Below are 20,419 nucleotides of genomic sequence, written 5' to 3'. Positions count from 1 at the left end.
AAATAAGAGTTGTAAAAAAAACGATATGCTTTTGTTTAAATGGTTATATAAATACTTGTGTATTAATACATTACCAGCCCGATTACGACTGTATTTTAACATAATTTCACTAATCCTTGTTGAAATTAACATTCAATTAAAAACAATAATGTCCTGTTTATTAGTTTAGAATCCATTAAACTAAAATCATTAAAAATGTGAATAAAATATCAATCTAAAACGATTGATGTATAATAATTTTTATGTAATTTTTTGCAAAATGTTATATTAAACCATTACAAAAATATTGTAAAATACCTTTTATGAGTAGGTTGTTTTTTTCGATTTTGTAATTAATCTCTATTTAATCAACTTTAACAAATATTGCTAGCTAATAACAAAGCCATTACAATGAGTAGCAATTAATCACTACTCTTTTACACTTATGATTACTTATGTTGATGCTACTTTAGATGATTTACCTTTTATTGTTGATGTTTATAATTCAACCATTGCTAGCCGTCAAATTACCGCCGATTTACAACCAGTTTCAGTCGAAAGTCGCTTCGCTTGGTTTGAACAACATAATCCACAAAAACGTCCGCTTTGGTTAATCAAATATGACAATCAACCTTGTGGATGGGTAAGTTTATCTTCGTTTTATGGACGTCCGGCTTTTGATAAAACAGTTGAAATCAGTCTTTATCTTCATCAAGATTTTAGAGGCAAAAAAATAGGCCAAACTGCTGTGCAAGAAATTGAGTCATTTGCCAAACAAGCCGGTATTGATGCCATATTGAGCTATGTTTTTGGCCATAATATTCCAAGCATTAAGCTATTCGAAAAAATGCATTATCAACAATGGGCATTACTACCCAAAATTGCTGAACTTGATGGTGTTAAACGTGATTTAGTTATTTTAGGTAAGCGATTTGATTAAACTAATCATCTAATTTAATGTGAGTTTTTCAACGGAAACCTTAGCATATGTCTATATTAAAAAATGTTCAACCGCTCTATAATCAAGCAAAAATTACCAGTATTTTAATATTGCTTAATATTGCTTGTTTTCTTATATCTCGATTACTTGATGAGCGGGGATTCTCAACATTTAGCCAAAATAGATTCCTAATTGATTGGGGGGCTGATATTGCTCAGTTAACTTTTTCGGGGCAATATTGGCGCTTGTTTACCAATATTTTTATGCATGTTAGCTTAACCCATCTTGCCATGAATATGTTAGCATTATGGAGTATTGGCATTATTTTAGAACGCTTGCTACCACCATTAGCCTTTCTTGGCATTTATCTGTTATCAGGGTTATTTGGTAGTTTAGCCAGTGATGTTGCCACTATTAACCATAATGTCATAAGTTGTGGCGCATCTGGTGCAATTTTAGGAATTATCACTGCATTACTTGCGTATTGCTTAATTAATCGTACTGACTTACAAGAGATGCCAATCAAATCAATCGTAGTCAGTTTATTACTGACCTTTGGTTTAGGGTTGCTACCTTCTATCGATAATATGGCCCATATTGGTGGAGCAATTACTGGCTTTATTTTAGGCGGATTAATTAGCCTTTGTTTAGAGAAATTCCGCTATCAAAAACAGATCTGCACAATATTAATTATCACGATATTAATAATTTCATCTTTACTTTTATATTGGGGCTATCGGCATTATCAATTGATAAGTGGCTATCAATATTATTAAAAATAAGGCACAAATCAGATATTGTGCCTTGTTTATGCTTAATTATTCATTAATAGCTACTTAGCACGCGAGCCGGATCGATTTTACAAGCTCTTTGGGCTGGATAATAGCTGGCAATCAAACTTAGCAACATAGCAGTAATAAATACCATGATGACATCCAACAAATGAATTTCTGATGGTAAAAAATCAACAAAATAGATATTGCTGTTTAAAAATTTATGTCCCATCATTGATTCAACTGCTGCCATAATATTGGAAAGTTGCCATGCTAAAATAGATCCAAGTAGCACACCAATGACACTACCAATTAATCCGGAAAGCACGCCATACCAAATAAAAATACGTTTTATTAGACGATTAGTCGCTCCAAGTGTTTTAAGAATAGCAATATCACGTTGTTTATCTTTTACTGCAATAACCAGTGTCGACACGATATTAAAACAAGCTACACTAATAACCACAATCATCGCTAAATACATAATTTGTCGAATCATTTGAATATCACGATACATGAAACCAAAGGTATGTTCCCAACTATTGAAACTAAGATCTTCTTCTAGAATCAATGTTGCATGACCAATAATAGAACTTGCTTGATAGACATTATTGACATTAAGCATTAATCCCGTGACACTGTCACCAATAGCAAGTAACTTTTGTGAATCGGCTAATGGTAACAAAGCAACATTGTTACTCAACGTACCACTTAGATCTAAAATACCATGTACCTGCAAACGAACTCGCCTTGGAGGCTTAAGTTGCTCAGGATTGTTTGACACAGGAATAAGCAAGGTAACCCACTGTCCTTCTTTAACCGCTAACGATTTAGCTAATCCTGCCCCTAAAATGATTTGCTGACTATCAGCCTTAAAATCTTGCCATCTATGATTAAGGACATAGTTTGGCAACGAACTGATTTTCTGTTCTTGTTCTGGATCAAATCCTTGTACTTCAACGGCACTAAGTTTACTTCCATTTTCAATCAATCCGGTAAAGCTAACATAAGGCGTCACAGATTGGATATTTTTATTCTCTTGTAACTCTGCTTGAACATGTTGCCAATTATTTAAGTTACCATATTGAGAATAAATTTGACCATGCGGTACTACCGATAACACCCGATCATTGAGTTCTCGTTCAAAACCATTCATGGCACTTAAACCAATAATCAATGCCGCAATACCAATAGCAATGCTCAAAGTTGAGATAATAGATATCAACGAAACCATGCCACTTTTACGGCGACCTTTACGAAATTTAATGGCTGTAATTAACGATAAATTCATATTTAATTATCCATTCACCTTTAATTAACAGAATTACTAGTAGATAACTGACCATCACTCATGATCAACTGTTGATCAAGTTTATTCGCTAGAACTAAATCATGAGTTACGACTAAAAATGCCGTGCCATGTTCGCGATTCAGTTTGATTAACAGATCAAAAATGGCGTCAGCAGTCGATTTATCTAAGTTACCAGTAGGTTCATCAGCCATCACTAAAGCCGGATTATTAATTAAAGCCCTACCTATTGCTACTCGTTGACGTTCGCCCCCAGATAATTCTGCCGGGCGGTGATTAGCACGTTTAACTAAATTCACCGACTCTAACATTGCCATAGCCCGTTTTTTAGCCTCACTTGGTGAGGTACCAGCAATCAATAACGGCATCGCCACATTTTCAAGTGCGGTAAAGTCTGGAAGTAGATGATGAAACTGATACACGAAACCAATTTCTTGATTACGTAAATGAGCTTTTTCTTGTTCTGATAACCGATTAAGCTGTTGTGATTTAAATACGATTTCACCTGAGGTTGGTTTGTCCAATCCTCCCAACAGATGCAATAAGGTACTTTTTCCTGATCCTGAGCTACCAATAATTGCTAATAATGATTGCGGATAAATATCAAATGAAACATTTTTAAGTACTTCAGTGACCATTTTTCCTTCTTTATAGGTTTTATAAAGATTTTTAGCCGAAAGAAGTGGCTGTAAATTACTCATAACGTAAAGCCTCCGCTGGTTGAATATTGGCTGCACGATACGCAGGATAAAGTGTTGAAATTAGTGATAACATAAGTAATCCAAAAATAATAAATACTATCTGTGAGGGCTCCACTAAACTAGGTAATTCAATACCAGCAAAGGATAAACCAAGCACTGACATCAATTCATTAAGATATGAAGCAAGTAACAGCCCTATGGCACTACCAAGTAAAGTACCTATGACGCCAGAACTTGCACCTTGAATAATAAAAATCAGCAAAATCTTAAAACGTGACAAGCCTTGCGTTTTTAAAATCGCGACTTCCCCTTGTTTTTCCATAACCAACAAACTTAATGAAGTAATAATGTTAAAAGCGGCTACAATCACAATCAAACTAATCAATAAGCCCATTACATTTTTTTCCATCTTAATTGCTTGGAACAACTCACCTCGTTTTGCGCGCCAATCAGTAAAAACTAAATCGTCGGGTAACGGGTGATTAGTTACTGATGCGATTTCCAGGGGATGAGTTAAAAATAATCGCCAACCACTAATATTATTCGCTGGATAACGTAATAAATTTTTGGCATCAGATTGATTGATATAGATTAACGCTTGGTTAATGTCATAATTGACCGAAAATAATCCACTTACAGTAAACAAACGTTGTGAAGGAATACGTCCAACCGGTGTAATTTGGCTGGCATCGGTAACCATTAAGCGTATTTTGTCACCAACCAAAACACCGAGTTGATTAGCCAATGTCTGCCCCAGTATCACATTGTAGCTACCCGCTTGTAATGAATCGATAGAACCAGTGTAAACATAATTTTCTATTGGATCATGATCCGCTGCGGTGATCCCCATTAAGGTACTAACCGTAATACTTTGCTGACTTTGTAATACCACATCACCGGTAATTATTGGGGTAATTCGTTCAACTCCTTGTATATTTTCAAATTGTTTAGAATGAATGACAGTTGTATCGATTCTTCCGGTTTTTGAAGTAATTTGCGCTTGGGGGAAAAACTTTAAGATACTATTTTGCATCTGATCTTCCAATCCATTCATTACCGACAAAACCACAATCAAACCGATAGAACCAAGCATGATGCCAATCATAGATAGCCAAGAAACAAAGCGACCAAACCCATCGGTTTTTTGCCCGTATACATAGCGTAAACCTATATAAAACACTAATGGACGAAATATTTTTGACATAATAGTTATAAAGTACCTAAAGTTTTCAATTAAGTTTAACCAGTTAAATTTTAACTGCTTATCATACAGGATTAAACAGTTATAGAAAACAACCATATAATTACGTTATAATCTTAGGCTAACATTGTCGCAACTATCTATTATTCTAACATGTCAAAAACATATAACATTTCTAACATCATTCCTAAAAAATCAGGTGAAGTAAAACAAGTCGGCCAACTTGTTGGTTCTTCCCTATCCCAATTTTGTGCACAGGCTATTGCTGCGCACGATGGTTTAGTGGTGATTGTTACAGATGACATGCAACAAACAACTCGTCTTCATGAAGAGTTGAAACAATTTTCAACTTTCCCATCGATTTTTTTCCCCGATTGGGAAACGTTACCTTATGATAGTTTTTCACCGCATCAAGATATTGTTTCAGAGCGTTTATCGTGTCTTTATCAGCTAGGTCATTTAACTAAAGGGGCCTTAATCCTACCAATTAATACTCTTATGCAAAAAGTGTGTCCACAAAACTACTTAGGTGGGCATGTATTTATGATGAAGAAAGGCTTAGCTATAAGCCGTGAAAATCTGCGGTTACAACTTGAAAATGCTGGTTATCGTTCAGTCAGTCAAGTTATGGAGCATGGTGAATATGCTACTCGTGGTGCGCTATTTGATATCTACCCAATGGGCAGTGAGAAGCCATATCGTATCGACTTTTTTGATGACGAAATAGATAGTATTCGCACTTTTGATGTTGAAAGTCAGCGAACACTCGATGAAATTAATGAAATTCAACTTCTTCCAGCCCATGAGTTTCCATTCGATAAAACATCCATCGAATTATTTCGTAGTCAATGGCGAGAGCAATTTGAAGTAAGGCTCGATCCTGAAAGTATTTATCAACAAGTTAGTAAAAATATTTTACCTACAGGTATCGAATATTGGCAGGCACTATTTTTTAACGAACCACTTACCCCACTATTTTCTTACTTTTTATCCAATACGTTGATCATTAACACAGCAAATATTGAACAATTTGCTAATAAATATTGGCAAGATATTACGCAACGTTATGAAAGTCGCAAAGTCGATCCGATGCGACCATTGTTAACGCCAACGATAATTTGGTCAAAAACCGATGAAATTTTTGCCCATTTTAAACAATACCCTCGAATTACTGTATCACATGCTGAAATTAGTGATTCGAACAAAAGCATTAATTTACCGTTTAGTTTATTGCCAGAGATTGCGATTCAAATTCAGCAAAAACAACCTTATTTACATTTTGAGCAATTTACCCAAGATTTCCAAGGTAAAATTATCTTTTCTGTTGAATCGGAAGGCCGTAAAGATGCATTGCAAGAAATCTTAGGCCGAATGCGAATACATCCGACATCCATCTCACAACTTGATCAATTAGCCAATGCCGAAAATCGCTACTTTTTAATGATAGGTGCCAGCGAACAAGGTTTTATCGATCAGCAACAAAATTTCGCCTTTATCACTGAAAACGAACTATTAGGTCGTCGGGTTATTCGTCGAAAAAAAGAGAGCAAACAGGCAATCAATACCGATAGTTTAATTCGTAGCTTAGCCGAATTAACACCCGGTAAACCAGTAGTACATTTAGAGCATGGTGTTGGTCGTTATGCAGGTTTAACGACATTAGAAACTGGTGGTATCACCGCCGAATACCTTATACTGCTTTATGCAAATGATACTAAGCTCTATGTTCCAGTTTCATCACTAAATTTAATTAGCCGTTATTCTGGCGGTGATGAAGATAATGCCCCACTAAACAAGTTAGGTACGGATACCTGGAGTAAGGCAAGACAAAAGGCAGCCGAAAAAGTACGTGATGTTGCTGCTGAATTACTTGATATTTATGCTGAACGAGAAAGTAAACCCGGTTTTGAATTTAAACAAAATCGTGAACAATATGAGCTGTTTTGCCAAGCTTTCCCGTATCAAGAAACCGACGACCAACAAAATGCCATTGGTGCAGTCATTGGTGATATGTGTTCACCTTATGCAATGGATCGATTAGTCTGTGGTGATGTTGGTTTTGGTAAAACTGAAGTGGCTATTCGTGCCGCATTCTTAGCTGTGATCAACCATAAGCAGACCGCCGTATTAGTACCGACTACATTACTGGCCCAGCAACATTATGAGAGTTTTTGTGATAGATTTGCCAATTGGCCGATCCGAATCGAAAGTTTGTCTCGATTTAAAACCGCTAAACAGCAGCAAGCCATTATTCAAGAACTTGCTGAAGGTAAAATCGATATTGTCATCGGTACCCATAAATTATTACAAGAAGATGTAAAATGGAAAGATTTAGGTTTATTAATTGTCGATGAAGAACACCGCTTTGGTGTTCGTCAAAAAGAACGAATCAAAGCAATGCGAGCCAATATCGATATACTTACTTTGACCGCCACCCCTATTCCACGTACCCTAAATATGGCAATGAGTGGTATGCGTGATTTATCAATTATTGCTACACCACCTGCGCGTCGATTAGCTGTAAAAACCTTTGTTCGAGAATCTGATGATTTAGTCATTCGTGAAGCTATTCTACGGGAAATTTTGCGTGGTGGTCAGATTTATTATCTACACAATGATGTCTCGGATATTGAAAAAGTGGCAGAAAAACTAACTGAACTGGTACCTGAAGCTCGTGTTGCTATAGGTCACGGTCAGATGCATGAACGTGATCTTGAGCGAGTTATGAATGATTTTCATCACCAACGATTCAATTTATTAGTGTGTACCACTATTGTCGAAACTGGAATTGACATTCCCAATGCCAATACCATTATTATCGATCGTGCTGATAAATTTGGTCTTGCTCAGTTACACCAATTGCGAGGTCGAGTTGGTCGATCATATCACCAAGCCTATGCTTATTTATTGACACCACACCCGAAATTACTAACTAAAGATGCTAAAAAACGCCTTGATGCTATTGCTACTTTAGAAGATTTGGGTGCTGGATTTGCTTTAGCCACACATGATCTTGAAATACGGGGTGCAGGTGAATTACTCGGTAGTGATCAAAGTGGTCAAATTGAAACAATAGGTTTTAACCTGTACATTGAATTACTTGATGATGCAGTTAAATCGCTTAAAGAAGGTAAAGAGCCAACCCTTGAATCATTACTTAATAATCAACAAACTGAAGTTGAATTACGGTTACCAACTCTAATTCCAGATGATTTTATCCCAGATGTTAATACCCGATTATCACTATATAAACGAATTGCTAGTATTGAAAATCTAGATGAACTCACCGATATAAAAGTTGAAATGCGTGACCGTTTTGGTCAATTACCCGATCCGGTGCTATTTTTATTAGAAACCACTAAAATACGCTATCAAGCAAGTAAATTGGGTATCACAAAAATTGAATACGGTGAAAAAGGTGGTTTTATAGAATTCGGTTCTAACAACAAAATTGCGATCGATTATTTAATCGAAACAATTCAAAAATCACCAAAAAATTATCGCTTAGAAGGGACAAATCGATTAAAATTACTAAAATCTGATTTACAACGAGTTGATCGCATTGATTATATTAAAGATTTATTAGCAGATTTTGCAGATCATCAAGAAAAATAACTAAAAAATATAACGGAATATAAAGAGTAAAAATGAAAAAGACGACACTTGCAATTGGCGTTATTACTATATTAAGTTCAAGTTATGTCGGTATTGCCTGGCATACTGGCAACGTGATTGAAAATGATCTAGATAAATCGTTAACATTAGCAGCTGAACAGTTCAACAATAGCCAAAATGTTTTTAAAATCAATATTAGCCATTCTAATGATGAGAAACGGCTATTTTCGACCAAAACACATATTAATATAACCTTATCCTCTAAAGATGGTAGTTTTGGTGATGTATTTACACTCGCTGATAGGGATTTCACTATTCATCATGGCCCGTTCCCAATTGCCGCTTTAAAGCAAGGTATTTTTTCACCACAAATGGCTTGGGTTGAATATGAAACTAGCGAAGAATCCAATCCTTTATTATGGAAGGCGAATAATAATCAACCCTTTATTACCGGCTATATTAGTTTAGATTATAGTGAAAATATGATTATAAAGCTTTTTAGCAAGGAAATCAGTAAGTATAGAGAAACTGATTATGGTTTTAAAGTTGGATACCAATTAGGCAAAGGTAGTTTTACATTTATTAGTAATATTGACTCAGCTATCCCTTCGATAACGCTAGATTTAGATAAATTTCAGACTCAAAAAACCGTTTACTATCTTACATTAGATAAACTTCACATTGATCTTGATGGCGAAAAACAGTCAACTATGATTGGTTATAATTTGAATTTAGATTCTTTAAAAACAAATTTAAGAGATATTTATTTTTATTATCTAGATGATTATGACTATGACGAAACTGATAATGACACCTTTTCAATCGAGAATTTAAGAGCAAATGGAACTATTGATTCCAACAATCAAAATATTACCTTAAATGCTAATCTTGATAAATTTACCTTAATTCCTGAGTCAGATGAAGAACGACCCTTCATCATATTAAACAAGCTTTCAATCAAGCAAAAAGTTGATTTAAGTGATACTCGAGTTCTTAATGGTTCATTCACTAGCAGTGTTGATTCAATCTTATATGGGCAACAAAACTTAGGTAAAGCAGAAATAGATCTTGATTATCAAGGTTTAGACAAAGAAATATTTGGCGAAGAGTTTATCGATGAAGAAACTCACTATGATCAACCAATTAACAGTAAATTTGAGCTTAAAAATTTAAACTGGCGTAATAAAAAAGGTGATGTCAATATTAAAGGATTACTTGATATCGCAAAACCTTATGACATTTATATGCTAGATAATCCTTTAGATAACATTAATAATTTTTCATTACATGTTAATGCACCGCTTAATGTACTTGCCTACAGCTATGCCCAATATGATGATCCTCAGCATAGTGCTCTCACTGAGGAACAGTTTAACAAATCGAAAAAAACAGTCCAAAAAAACTTGATATATATGTTCAATGATTCTCAGATATTTAAATTTAGCAAAGGTCAAGAACAAGGTTTATTTATCGATATTGATATACTTAAAGATAGTAACAAGGCTAATATTAATGGCCAAATTTATAACAAAAGTGAGGTTTTAGATCTGTTTGAATAACCAATAAAAGTCGTTACATCTTTTTTTAATCGAAAATAGTGAAAATAAGTTATATTAAAAAATAATTAAAAGTAACAAAAATGAGAGAGTAAACATGAAGAAAAGTACCCTAGCAATTGGTGTTATTGGAATATTAGGCCTTAGTTATGTCGGTATAGCATGGCATACCGGTAATGTAATTGAAGACGAGTTAGATAACACATTAAAAAACTTAACTAAACAAGCTAATAGTTTACAAGATTATTTCGAATTAAAAATCATCCATTCTGATGATAAAAAAGGGATTTTCTCAACCAAATCACATATAAAAATCACAGCAGAACCATTAAATGGGTCCGAGTCTTCAATTACACTATATGATGATGATATCGTTATTCATCACGGACCATTCCCAATAGCCGCCTTAAAACAAGGCACTTTTTCGCCACAAATGGCTTCGATTGAGTATCAAGCTACACAACAATCAAATCCAGATTTATGGAAACTTGCTGGCAATCAACCATTTGTAAATGGACATATCAATTTGTCCTATTCTGATGATATGACTATTAATTTGACAACAAAACCAATTGTTTTTACTGATGAAGATTTTAATAAGAAATTTCTTGAAGGTAAACTAGAATTAGGCAGAATTAATTATAAAGTGTCAATTAAATACTTAGAATCTACACCATCATCTGTCTCATTTTCTGTTGATAATTTAAATTATAAAAGACATGATGGTAACGAGCTAAAAATAAATAATTTTAAAGTTAGTAATGAATTTAATTATCAAAATGGCATCTTTGAATCTAAAAACAGTGTTGATGATTTAGTTATCGATTTTAAAACCATGACCAGAAAACCAGCAATTACATTTAAAAATATCAATGTTAAACAGAAGCTTGCCAACAAACCAGCAGGTATTGAAGGTGATATGAAAATAACAATTGATGCTCTTAATTATGGCAAACAAAAAATGGGTAATGGATCTCTTGACCTGAATATTCAAGGATTAGATAAAGCATTTATAAGTGATATTCCCCAGTTAGCTTTGTTTTTAGATTCAGCTAATAACTCAAATGTCACCAATACTAAAATAAACATTAAAAAAGTTCGTTGGCATAATGCTTCAGGTGATATCAACTTTAATGCATTAATTGATGTAGACAATCTTAAACCAATGACAATGCATCTTCAAGGCATTGATACAGTTAACCAATTTTCAATGAAAATTGAAGCACCATTTGCTGTAATGGCAAGATTTATGTCACAAATAGAAGATCCTGAGTCAGAACAAATAACCGATAATCAGCTGCAAAAAACAAGCTATAATTTACAATTTATGGCGCAGATGGCGCTGGGCCGTTTACCTTTGATTACCTTTAATAAAGGCGATATTGATGGCATATTTAGCGAACTCAATTATTTAAAATCTAAGGATCAAGTAACTCTCAATGGAAAAACAATTAGCAAAGAAGAATTTTTAAATAATTTAAACCGTTAATCTCAAAAAAATTCCGCCTGCCATTGGGCGGAGTATCCTTCAAAAAACAACTTAATGAGTTAATATTTAATATGAACAAAAACTCTTCTACTGAGCCTGAAAATCAATTTAAACGATCAATGAAAACTCGCCACTTAATCATGTTATCACTAGGTGGTGTTATTGGAACTGGATTATTTTTTAATACTGGGTATATCATCGCTACTGCTGGCGCCATTGGTGCTATTGTTGCTTATTTAATTGGTGCAATTGTTGTCTATTTAGTTATGCTTTGCTTGGGAGAGCTGGCTGTTGCGATGCCTGAAACTGGCGCATTTCATACTTATGCATCAAAATTTATTAGTCCTGCAACCGGCTATACTGTTGCTTGGCTCTATTGGTTAACTTGGACTGTGGCATTAGGCTCAAATTTAACTGTGGCCGGTTTATGTATGCAATATTGGTTCCCTCAAGTATCAGTTTGGGTTTGGTGCTTAGTTTTCTGTGTAGTGATTTTCTTATTAAATATTATTACCGCACAATTTTTTGCCGAAAGTGAATTTTGGTTTTCCATCATTAAAGTGATTACTATTATTGTATTTATCATCGCTGGTAGTGCGGCTATCTTTGGGTTTATTCCAATGAAAAATAACCTACCTGCTCCATTTTTGCACAATATTACCGAACATGGCTGGTTTCCTAATGGTATTATTCCGATTGTTATGACCATGGTATCAGTGAATTTCGCATTTTCAGGAACAGAACTTATCGGTATAGCCGCTGGCGAAACCCATCAACCGGAAAAAACCATTCCACTAGCCATCAAAACGACTATTCTACGATTGATTATCTTTTTTGTTGGTACTATTTTTGTGTTAGCAGCCCTATTACCAATGGAACAAGCTGGCGTTATTAAAAGTCCATTTGTTGAAGTATTTGAAAGTATCGGAATTCCTTATGCTGCTGACATTATGAATTTTGTCATTTTAACTGCTATTTTATCCGCCGCTAACTCTGGATTATATGCATCTGGACGCATGTTATGGTCGCTATCTAATCAAGGTACATTGCCAAAATGCTTTGGTAAATTAAATCCAAAAGGTATTCCAACTACTGCTATTGCCGTTAGTATGATTGGAGGATTATTAGCTTTGTTCTCCAGTGTTATTGCTCCCGATACTGTATTTGTAGGCTTAACGGCAATTTCAGGATTTGCCGTTGTTGCTGTTTGGTTAAGTATTTGTGCTTCACATTACTTTTTTAGAAAACAACTCTCAACATCTGAAATACGATCACTAAAATATAAAGCCCCACTTTATCCATTAGTGCCAATTTTAGGGTTTATATTATGTTTAATTGCTTGTATTGGACTGGCTTTCGATCCTGAACAACGGATTGCCCTTTATTGTGGTATTCCATTTGTAGTGGTTTGCTATATCGCCAATCATATTACCCGAGCTTATCAACAACGAGTAAATCGATAATGTCAAAAGAAAATCCTCTCTCGCAGTTATTAAACCAAAATAACTACGTGATTATTGATGGTGCTTTAGCAAGTGAGCTTCAGCGCCGTGGTTGTGATCTTAATGATAGCTTATGGTCAGCTAAAGTATTAATTGAACAACCCGATCTAATTAGACAAGTTCATTATGACTATTTTAATGCAGGGGCGGATTGTGCTATTACCGCTAGCTATCAAGCGACACCATTAGGTTTTGCCCAAAAAGGGATATCACTTGCCGAATCAATAAATTTGATAAAACAAAGTGTAGCACTAGCTCAACAAGCCAAGCAGCAATATCTAGATCAAATTAAGTCAGATAAGTTATTAGTTATCGCTGGTTCGGTAGGGCCCTACGGAGCCTTTTTGGCAGACGGTTCAGAATATACTGGCAATTATCAACTCAGTGAAAATGAATTTATCGATTTTCATCAGGCCAGAATGCAATCACTCATTGAGGCAAAAGTTGATATTTTAGCTTGTGAAACCCTACCCAACTTTGTTGAAATAAAAGCGTTAGCTAAATTACTACAACATTATCCCACAATGACAGCATGGTTTTCGTTAACGTTAAAAGATGCCAATCACCTTAGTGATGGAACTCCACTTGTCGAAGTGATTGATTATCTAAATCAGATTGATCAGGTGGTTAGTATCGGTATTAATTGCATTGCCTTAGAAAAGGTCTCTCTGGCATTAACCGAATTACAAACACTCACGGCGAAACCTTTAATTGTTTATCCTAATTCAGGTGAGCAATATGATCCAACCACTAAACTATGGCACAAAAATCATCAACATAATTGTAGCTTTGATAATCAATTGCCAGTTTGGATCAAGTTAGGGGCCAAATTGATTGGTGGCTGCTGTCAAACAACTCCAAATGATATTGCACAAATTGCTCATTATTTAAAAGCAGCTAATTAAGTATAATCGATAGTTTACATTTATAGCTATAGACAAATAAATCAGCACCGTTAATTAAATCGATAAGATAAATTAACGGTGTTTTTTGTACAATTAGGAATTTTATAACCTAAAAAACCCCTCTCCTCAAATTTTTTGCTTCAAAAAAGAGCTTTCCTCAAAATTTTTTGGCTCAAATTTAATAATGAAATATTTATCGTTCTCCTTTAAGATTGGAACTACTGTAATAAGTAGAATTTTATCTCAAGGGTGTAAGTTTAGTTTGTATTCTATTCGATATTAGCATGACGGTTTTTCATTAATTCTGGCGTCTGTTGCAATTCTGTCATTAGACTGTAAATAATGCTGTCATAAGTGAGTAATGATAGTTGTTCAAACGTACTGCCCATCGGTTGATTTAGTTCAAGCACTTTTATTGGAATTGCCACAATATTATCCGCTAACTTAGCTAAGCTAGAGTTACCATTGGTAGTAAATAATATTATTTTAACGCCAAGTGCTTTTGCTTGATTAGCATAAGCAATTAAGCTTTTGGTTTCACCGGAACTCGATCCTAAAATTAATAAATCACCAACATTTGCTTTTGGTTTACTAATTTCAGTTATCAAGCTAACATTCAAGCCCAAATGCATTAATCGATTAGCAAATGCCCCAATCATTAACCCAGAGCGACCGGTCCCAGCAAGAAAGATGTGTTTTGCTGCAATAATGGCATTTTTAAATTGGCTAAGTTGTTCCTCATTGATGGAGCTTACTTGTGCTGATATTTCAGTTAATATTTTTGATAATACATCTTTGGTATCCATTATTATTTCCCTATTTGATTGCCGCTTTTAATCTTTCTATGTTGCTTTCAAGCGGATTATTGTTAAAGATAAATCCCCCCGATACGATACTGTTTGCGCCAGCCGTAACACATGAAGATATGTTTTGATCGCTAATATTGCCATCAACCTGAATATCGTAATGATAATTACCGATTTGTTTTATACTTTTCAATTGTTCTATTTTTGGTAACGTAAAAGGTAAAAAACTTTCATTTTTTTGGCCAGGATTGACCGTCATGACTAAAACCTGATCGACCTGAGGTAATAAGAGCTTCAGATTTTCAACTGGTGTACAAGGGTTTATAGCTATACCGACTTTAATATTACTATTTTTAATTTTATTAATAATATATGAATGATGCGCCGTTGCTTCATAATGAAAGGTAATAATATCAGCTTTAGCATCAATAAAATCAACTATGGCTAATTCAGGTTTTTCAACCATTAGATGGCAATCTAAAATAAAATCAGTATGCGCTTTTAGATTTTTAACAAAACTAGCATTAAAGCCTAGATTGGGTACATAATGATTATCCATTACATCAATATGTAGTTGGCGAATACCTAAAGTTTGTAGATTTTCTAGAGTTTCTTTGATCTGATAAAGATCAGAATTAAATAGTGATGGAGACAGTATCATAATTATCTCCTTTTATTAACGACCCATCAACATAAAATTCACATTACGTTTTCTTTCACGTAGTGCATCCCAATCGACAAAATAAATTCGTCCTAACTGCCCTAATAATGGCTGACCATCTTTGATAATTAATACTATTGAAAAATGACCAAACAGTGATGATTTGATATGAGCATCTGTATTTAACATAACCCATTTTTCAGCTGGATAATTAGGATCACTAAGACTTAAACCAAATTCAACATGCTTTGGACCCGGTGAGTTATATTGATTTTCGCTGGTCATGCGTGGAGCAATTTTTTCTAATGTATTGTTGATATCAACTTGCAGAAATTCATCACCAAAAAAATTAGTATCGTGCATACATTCTTCAAAAAAAAGTGAACATGTTGTATGGCTAGTAGCTATCGTTAATTGACCATTTTGGATATTGGATTGCTTTACAAACTGTTTTAATTGCTCAGTAATATCGTGGTATGAATGCCTACCTGCAACCGTGTTGATTTCAATGGCATGATGAATAATATTCATAATAGTTTATTCCTTATTATAGCCCCATCTACTTTGTAGCTAAGCTTCACAAAATAAATGAGGCGATCATTATCAAAACTTAAAGTTGAATTTAAATTAAATAGCTAAACGCTTTTTCAATTCAGCAAAAAATTCATTTAATCCAACACCAGTAAGTAGTGGTAACCCATTAATTACTTTAGCTTTAATTGAATCAGGTACAATAGTTGTGCTTACAACCACATCATAAGAGTCAATCTTATTAAGTTCATCAGCAATCTTAGATTGATAAATTTTTACCTGATCTGTTAATTTTTCATCACTAAGCCATTTATTCACTTTGCTTACTGCGATAGTCGAAGTTGCATGCCCTGCACCACACATGATAAGTAAATTTTTCATATGATTATTCCCTTTTAATACATTTCAATTTTTTTGATTTTGTTGATATAGATAAGCAAGCAAAGAATAACTAACGCTAAACCAATTAGACCAATAAAACCAAGCTGAGTTAACAACAGTACGAATAAGGTTACTGGCCATAATCCACATAAAATGACAGTAACAATACCAGCAGTACCTACATCGTAATTAGCCAAATGGAATACATCAGTAATAACTGGTGCAAGCCATGTTGCCATATATAAGCAGACGACCAAATAGATGGTGCCACCTAAAATTGAACGAATAATATTCCCTTTGAAAAACGGTACCATTAAACAGATGCCAAAGGCATAGAAAGCTAAATCACCAAAAGGTAGCACTTTATTACCCGGTAAAATTAAGGCTAATAATAATGAAACTGGTACCATAATTAACGCAGTTGCCATTACCGCAGGATGACCAACAGTTAACGCAGCATCCATACCGATGTTAACTTGTTTGCCATTGAGTTTTTTACTGGTAAATTCACGAGCAGCATCAGCTACTGGAAGTAAGCCTTCCATAAACATTGCCACCATTTTCGGCATAATTTTCATGATTGCAGCTGTTGAAATTGCTAATTTACCAATTTGAGGAACATCGTAATTAGCTAAGATGCCAACAACTATACCGATGATTAAACCAATTACCACTGTATCACCGAAAATCCCAAATCGTTTGGTTAATGTTTCTGAATCAGCATTTAATTTGTTTAGTCCTGGAATACGGTCAAATATCCAATTTAATGGAATTGCAACAATTGCCCCTGATAATGCCATAAGGTGAGTAACGGCAATACCCGGATATCCAAAGAAGGAACTAATTGGTTTTTGTAAAAGATCAGCTAAAAACCATTGCAACATTACTGCAGTGATACAACCAATAATACCAACCCAATATTCACCGGTTACTGAATAAGCCACTAAGCCGAGGAAAATTGCAAACCAGAAGTTCCAAATATCAACGTTTAACGTTCTAGTCCAACCGAGTGAAATAAATAAAAAATTAATAATTAATGAAGCAGGAATGAGTAATAATCCCAATGTGGTTGAGAATGCTAACGGGCCACCTACTCCACAACCAATATCCATGATGCTTAATGACGTTCCATATTGCTCACCCATTTTTTGAATCGCAACACCTAACGTATCTGATAATAAACCAATAACTAAACCAAGACCGACAATACCAATACCGACGGTAATACCTGACATCATCGCTTTGGAAAAGCTAACTCTAAAAAACAAGGCAATAATAAAAATGATGATAGGTAAAAAAACGACCCCACCTAAATTTATTAGCCATTGAAAAATATTAATGACACTATCCATTTGTAACTCCTTAATAAAAATAATCCATCCTATTTAACACCAGCGCTATTTAAAATAGAGATAAATTCGTTAGTTGATTGACATTGTTCTAATAATTTTATTTGCTCCTCATTTTGAAATAAGCCGATTAAATTTTGTAAATTCTCAACTTGTTCATGTGGCTCTTTCATTGCTAACATGAAAATAAATTTGACCGGTATTTGCTCCTTATCATCGGTCATACCAGAAAAAATCACCGGATTTTTTAGTGATGCAAAACAAATTTGTGATTGATTCACTTTTGAGGAATCGGTGTGGGGAATTGCAAAACCAATCGAATTAACTAATAAACCAGTCGGGTATTGCTGTTCTCTTTCTAAAATACCTGTTAAATAATCTTGTTTAACAATGCCATGTGACAATAACATTTGTGCCATTGTGGTTAAGATCTCTTCTTTGGTTTTTGCCTCAATGTTAAATAGGCATAAATGTTGATCAAAGTACATTCTTGATTCCTCTTTGATTATCCAAAAATTGTTTAAGTTGTTTAAAATTTGTGAGATTTTTTAAGGATGAAATTGCTTGTTTATTTGAAACAATTTCATAAATTTCGGTAAAAACGTCATTAATGCTATTGATATTGTCTTCGGAAAGACTAACCATAATAATAATACTGACATCAATCATGCCCCATTTTATTGGTCGTTTGAGGGTCATAATTGAGATACTCGATTTAATAACAAACATTGGCGAACCATGCGGTAAAGCAATACCGTTTTCGATTGAAGTGTCGCCGATTTCTTCTCGATATAAAACTGAGTCACGATAGTTTTTAGTCACTAAGCCTTTATCTTCTAACTTACTTATCAGCAAATTAAGACATTCACTTTTATGTTGAATATCAACATTTAATTCAATTAAATCCGCATTGACAAATTTGGCGGTAGACGGGTAATAATTACCTTTGTCTGAAAAATCGGATTGCTTATTCAAGACATAGTTAGCGTAAGCTTGGATAATATTTTGATAGTCTTGTTTGTTCAACAAAGATGATATTTTGACCATCGGTTTATTAATATTTTTGATATCAAGAGTGGTGATGATCAAGTCGACATTACTAAGCTTAGTTGAATTCAGTTTAGCCACAGAATACACTTCAATATTATCTTTAGATGGCAAAAATTTGCGGACTTTATTTAAGATTAAATTTGATGATGAACATCCATATTGACAAATAATAACGATGTTATTGGCATCAGCGGCTTTATCTAAGGCTATTTGGAAATGAATCAATAAAAATGAAATTTCATGATCATTTAAATGAATATCAAATTTACGTTCTAAGTCTGAAAGTGCATACCATAACACACTAAATAATTTCGAATATTCCTGTTTTATTTCATCTAATATTGGATTAATAATACGAATTTGCTTTTGTAACCGAGTAATCATCGGTGGGAAATGCGACAATAATGAGTAAAATAATTTTCCATCACCAGAGAGATCGACACTTTCAATATCGCCTATTTTTTTGATAATTCTGCGAATAATTTGCTCATAAAAACTATCATCAACAATGACATTTTCATCAATAATGCGATGAGCAAAAAACAATTTACTTAGGTATTTAATATCATTGGTCGAAAACGTCACAGTAAAAGTTAACTCTAACGTTTTAGCCAGTTCCGAGGCAATCAAATAAGATTGCATATATCGGATATGATTAAATAAGAAATCACTCTCTTCCGGAATTGAATAACCTAAACACAATCTTTTTAGCTGAATGGTGATGGATATCAGTAATGAAGATAAATAATGCTCTGAAGATTGTACGACTACTGATTCAAAACGTTCAAATAATAACTGAGTTATCTGTTCAAAAGAGTTATCGCCAATAAATGATTTCATCAATTGATTGAGATAATAATCATCTTGTTTATGAATATACAAAGATAAGAAATGTTTAATCGCTCGTTGAATTTGATTTTCATTACCGTCAATACAAATTCCTTTATGAGTGACATTTAATAGAATATTTTCTTGCTCAAGAGCCCGATTAATAAATTCAATATCTTTGTGTAACGATGTTTTACTGACTAAATAATCGTCCGATAATTGTTCCAATGATACTGATTCGCTTTTAAGTAAACAGCGTTTGACGATATCTAATCGACGGTATTCAGGACTTAAGCGTCGTGATTTTTGATTGAAATAGCTATGACTATTTTTTTGTTCTAAATAGCTAATAATCGGCTCAACATCCGTTTTTTCACCTACTAGCATTAGCCCTTTACGGGGAGACTTTTCGATTCGAATATCCGTATTCGGTACCGTTATTAACTGTTCATTTAGTTTTTCAATATCGTAATATACAGTTTTAGTTGAAATTGATAATTTTGAACTAAAAAAAGCAGCCGGTTTAAATTCCGATTGGCTAAAAAGTAGTTTAAGTAATTTGATTTGTCGTTCCATTACTCAACTCCTTTTTCTAATTGTTGTTGCAATACATTCATAACTTGATGATTTAAAGTATAGTTAGTTAAATAAATAAGACGATTACATTTTTTTCCAGATTAATCTGGAATAGAATGTGATCTTTTCTTGATAGAAATCAAACAAAACATAGTGATAGGTTTTAAAACTAAACAATTAATGTTAGAAGAAAGATATGAGAAAAGTATTAATTTATCTAGTACGTTAGGTAAGTATAACTAATTCACATTAAGTAATTTTACTCTC

17 protein-coding genes are annotated in these 20,419 nt (G+C 33.9%); 7 read left to right on the top strand and 10 right to left on the bottom strand.

What is annotated here, in order from left to right; translation table 11 throughout:
* The first annotated feature begins 424 nt into the window (after positions 1 to 424).
* Both B6D18_RS09855 and B6D18_RS09850 read left to right on the top strand, forming a co-directional pair.
* Positions 425 to 919, top strand: a complete 495-nt coding sequence (locus B6D18_RS09855) for a GNAT family N-acetyltransferase (protein ID WP_086364296.1) — start codon at positions 425 to 427, stop codon at positions 917 to 919.
* Positions 920 to 966: 47 nt separating this feature from the next.
* Positions 967 to 1,695, top strand: a complete 729-nt coding sequence (locus tag B6D18_RS09850; RefSeq protein ID WP_086364295.1) for a rhomboid family intramembrane serine protease — start codon at positions 967 to 969, stop codon at positions 1,693 to 1,695.
* Between the two features lie 49 nt (positions 1,696 to 1,744).
* On the opposite strand, the gene lolE is transcribed toward B6D18_RS09850, so the two are convergent.
* From lolE to lolC, 3 genes are read right to left on the bottom strand one after another with little or no spacing between them, the layout of a single operon-like run.
* Positions 1,745 to 2,983 carry a lipoprotein-releasing ABC transporter permease subunit LolE gene (gene lolE / locus B6D18_RS09845; protein ID WP_086364294.1) on the bottom strand — a complete coding sequence of 413 codons (1,239 nt, stop codon included), beginning with the start codon at positions 2,981 to 2,983 and terminating at the stop codon, positions 1,745 to 1,747.
* Positions 2,984 to 3,003: 20 nt separating this feature from the next.
* Positions 3,004 to 3,702 carry a lipoprotein-releasing ABC transporter ATP-binding protein LolD gene (gene lolD, locus B6D18_RS09840; RefSeq protein ID WP_086364293.1) on the bottom strand — a complete coding sequence of 233 codons (699 nt, stop codon included), beginning with the start codon at positions 3,700 to 3,702 and terminating at the stop codon, positions 3,004 to 3,006.
* A complete protein-coding gene (gene lolC, locus B6D18_RS09835) occupies positions 3,695 to 4,897 on the bottom strand; it encodes a lipoprotein-releasing ABC transporter permease subunit LolC (protein WP_086364297.1) in 1,203 nt (400 codons plus the stop codon). Before lolC ends, lolD begins: the two co-directional genes overlap by 8 nt.
* 159 nt (positions 4,898 to 5,056) lie before the next feature.
* Between lolC and mfd the strand changes: the two genes are divergently transcribed.
* From mfd to mmuM, 5 genes are all read left to right on the top strand, one after another.
* Complete coding sequence (gene mfd / locus B6D18_RS09830) at positions 5,057 to 8,518, top strand: transcription-repair coupling factor (protein WP_086364292.1); 3,462 nt, start codon at positions 5,057 to 5,059, stop codon at positions 8,516 to 8,518.
* A gap of 32 nt (positions 8,519 to 8,550) precedes the next feature.
* Positions 8,551 to 10,077, top strand: coding sequence for a DUF945 family protein (locus B6D18_RS09825; RefSeq protein ID WP_086364291.1), 1,527 nt, complete (start codon positions 8,551 to 8,553; stop codon positions 10,075 to 10,077).
* A gap of 94 nt (positions 10,078 to 10,171) precedes the next feature.
* A complete protein-coding gene (locus tag B6D18_RS09820) occupies positions 10,172 to 11,563 on the top strand; it encodes a YdgA family protein (protein ID WP_086364290.1) in 1,392 nt (463 codons plus the stop codon).
* A 71-nt stretch (positions 11,564 to 11,634) separates the two neighbouring features.
* Positions 11,635 to 13,026 carry an S-methylmethionine permease gene (mmuP, locus tag B6D18_RS09815; RefSeq protein WP_086364289.1) on the top strand — a complete coding sequence of 464 codons (1,392 nt, stop codon included), beginning with the start codon at positions 11,635 to 11,637 and terminating at the stop codon, positions 13,024 to 13,026.
* Positions 13,026 to 13,970, top strand: a complete 945-nt coding sequence (gene mmuM / locus B6D18_RS09810; RefSeq protein ID WP_086364288.1) for a homocysteine S-methyltransferase — start codon at positions 13,026 to 13,028, stop codon at positions 13,968 to 13,970. Before mmuP ends, mmuM begins: the two co-directional genes overlap by 1 nt.
* Positions 13,971 to 14,239: 269 nt before the next feature.
* On the opposite strand, the gene hxlB is transcribed toward mmuM, so the two are convergent.
* The 7 genes from hxlB to B6D18_RS09775 form a co-directional block, all read right to left on the bottom strand.
* On the bottom strand, positions 14,240 to 14,776 hold the full coding sequence (hxlB, locus tag B6D18_RS09805) for a 6-phospho-3-hexuloisomerase (protein ID WP_086364287.1): 537 nt from the start codon (positions 14,774 to 14,776) through the stop codon (positions 14,240 to 14,242).
* A gap of 10 nt (positions 14,777 to 14,786) precedes the next feature.
* Complete coding sequence (locus tag B6D18_RS09800; protein WP_198247254.1) at positions 14,787 to 15,437, bottom strand: ribulose-phosphate 3-epimerase; 651 nt, start codon at positions 15,435 to 15,437, stop codon at positions 14,787 to 14,789.
* A gap of 15 nt (positions 15,438 to 15,452) precedes the next feature.
* Complete coding sequence (locus B6D18_RS09795) at positions 15,453 to 15,968, bottom strand: YjbQ family protein (RefSeq protein WP_086357980.1); 516 nt, start codon at positions 15,966 to 15,968, stop codon at positions 15,453 to 15,455.
* A 96-nt stretch (positions 15,969 to 16,064) separates the two neighbouring features.
* A complete protein-coding gene (locus B6D18_RS09790) occupies positions 16,065 to 16,349 on the bottom strand; it encodes a PTS sugar transporter subunit IIB (protein WP_034901958.1) in 285 nt (94 codons plus the stop codon).
* Between the two features lie 14 nt (positions 16,350 to 16,363).
* Entirely contained in the window at positions 16,364 to 17,701 is a 1,338-nt protein-coding gene (locus B6D18_RS09785; protein WP_086364285.1) for a PTS galactitol transporter subunit IIC, read from the bottom strand.
* Positions 17,702 to 17,730: 29 nt separating this feature from the next.
* A complete protein-coding gene (locus B6D18_RS09780) occupies positions 17,731 to 18,186 on the bottom strand; it encodes a PTS sugar transporter subunit IIA (RefSeq protein WP_086364284.1) in 456 nt (151 codons plus the stop codon).
* Positions 18,176 to 20,152, bottom strand: a complete 1,977-nt coding sequence (locus B6D18_RS09775) for a transcription antiterminator (RefSeq protein ID WP_086364283.1) — start codon at positions 20,150 to 20,152, stop codon at positions 18,176 to 18,178. The genes B6D18_RS09780 and B6D18_RS09775 overlap by 11 nt, the downstream gene beginning before the upstream one ends.
* Between the last annotated feature and the right edge of the window lie 267 nt (positions 20,153 to 20,419).

Origin of the sequence: Gilliamella sp. A7 (assembly GCF_002142015.1) — a bacterium.
Classification (GTDB): Bacteria; Pseudomonadota; Gammaproteobacteria; order Enterobacterales; family Orbaceae; genus Gilliamella; species Gilliamella apis_A.
This window is presented reverse-complemented; position numbering and strand designations above follow the sequence as displayed.

Coding starts and splice junctions, on each gene's coding strand:
- B6D18_RS09795 (WP_086357980.1), bottom strand. CDS start 15,968: ATGAATATTATTCATCATGCCATTGAAATCAACACGGTTGCAGGTAGG.
- B6D18_RS09800 (WP_198247254.1), bottom strand. CDS start 15,437: ATGATACTGTCTCCATCACTATTTAATTCTGATCTTTATCAGATCAAA.
- B6D18_RS09855 (WP_086364296.1), top strand. CDS start 425: ATGATTACTTATGTTGATGCTACTTTAGATGATTTACCTTTTATTGTT.
- B6D18_RS09785 (WP_086364285.1), bottom strand. CDS start 17,701: ATGGATAGTGTCATTAATATTTTTCAATGGCTAATAAATTTAGGTGGG.
- B6D18_RS09820 (WP_086364290.1), top strand. CDS start 10,172: ATGAAGAAAAGTACCCTAGCAATTGGTGTTATTGGAATATTAGGCCTT.
- hxlB (WP_086364287.1), bottom strand. CDS start 14,776: ATGGATACCAAAGATGTATTATCAAAAATATTAACTGAAATATCAGCA.
- B6D18_RS09775 (WP_086364283.1), bottom strand. CDS start 20,152: ATGGAACGACAAATCAAATTACTTAAACTACTTTTTAGCCAATCGGAA.
- B6D18_RS09790 (WP_034901958.1), bottom strand. CDS start 16,349: ATGAAAAATTTACTTATCATGTGTGGTGCAGGGCATGCAACTTCGACT.
- lolE (WP_086364294.1), bottom strand. CDS start 2,983: ATGAATTTATCGTTAATTACAGCCATTAAATTTCGTAAAGGTCGCCGT.
- mfd (WP_086364292.1), top strand. CDS start 5,057: ATGTCAAAAACATATAACATTTCTAACATCATTCCTAAAAAATCAGGT.
- B6D18_RS09850 (WP_086364295.1), top strand. CDS start 967: ATGTCTATATTAAAAAATGTTCAACCGCTCTATAATCAAGCAAAAATT.
- mmuP (WP_086364289.1), top strand. CDS start 11,635: ATGAACAAAAACTCTTCTACTGAGCCTGAAAATCAATTTAAACGATCA.
- B6D18_RS09780 (WP_086364284.1), bottom strand. CDS start 18,186: ATGTACTTTGATCAACATTTATGCCTATTTAACATTGAGGCAAAAACC.
- lolD (WP_086364293.1), bottom strand. CDS start 3,702: ATGAGTAATTTACAGCCACTTCTTTCGGCTAAAAATCTTTATAAAACC.
- B6D18_RS09825 (WP_086364291.1), top strand. CDS start 8,551: ATGAAAAAGACGACACTTGCAATTGGCGTTATTACTATATTAAGTTCA.
- mmuM (WP_086364288.1), top strand. CDS start 13,026: ATGTCAAAAGAAAATCCTCTCTCGCAGTTATTAAACCAAAATAACTAC.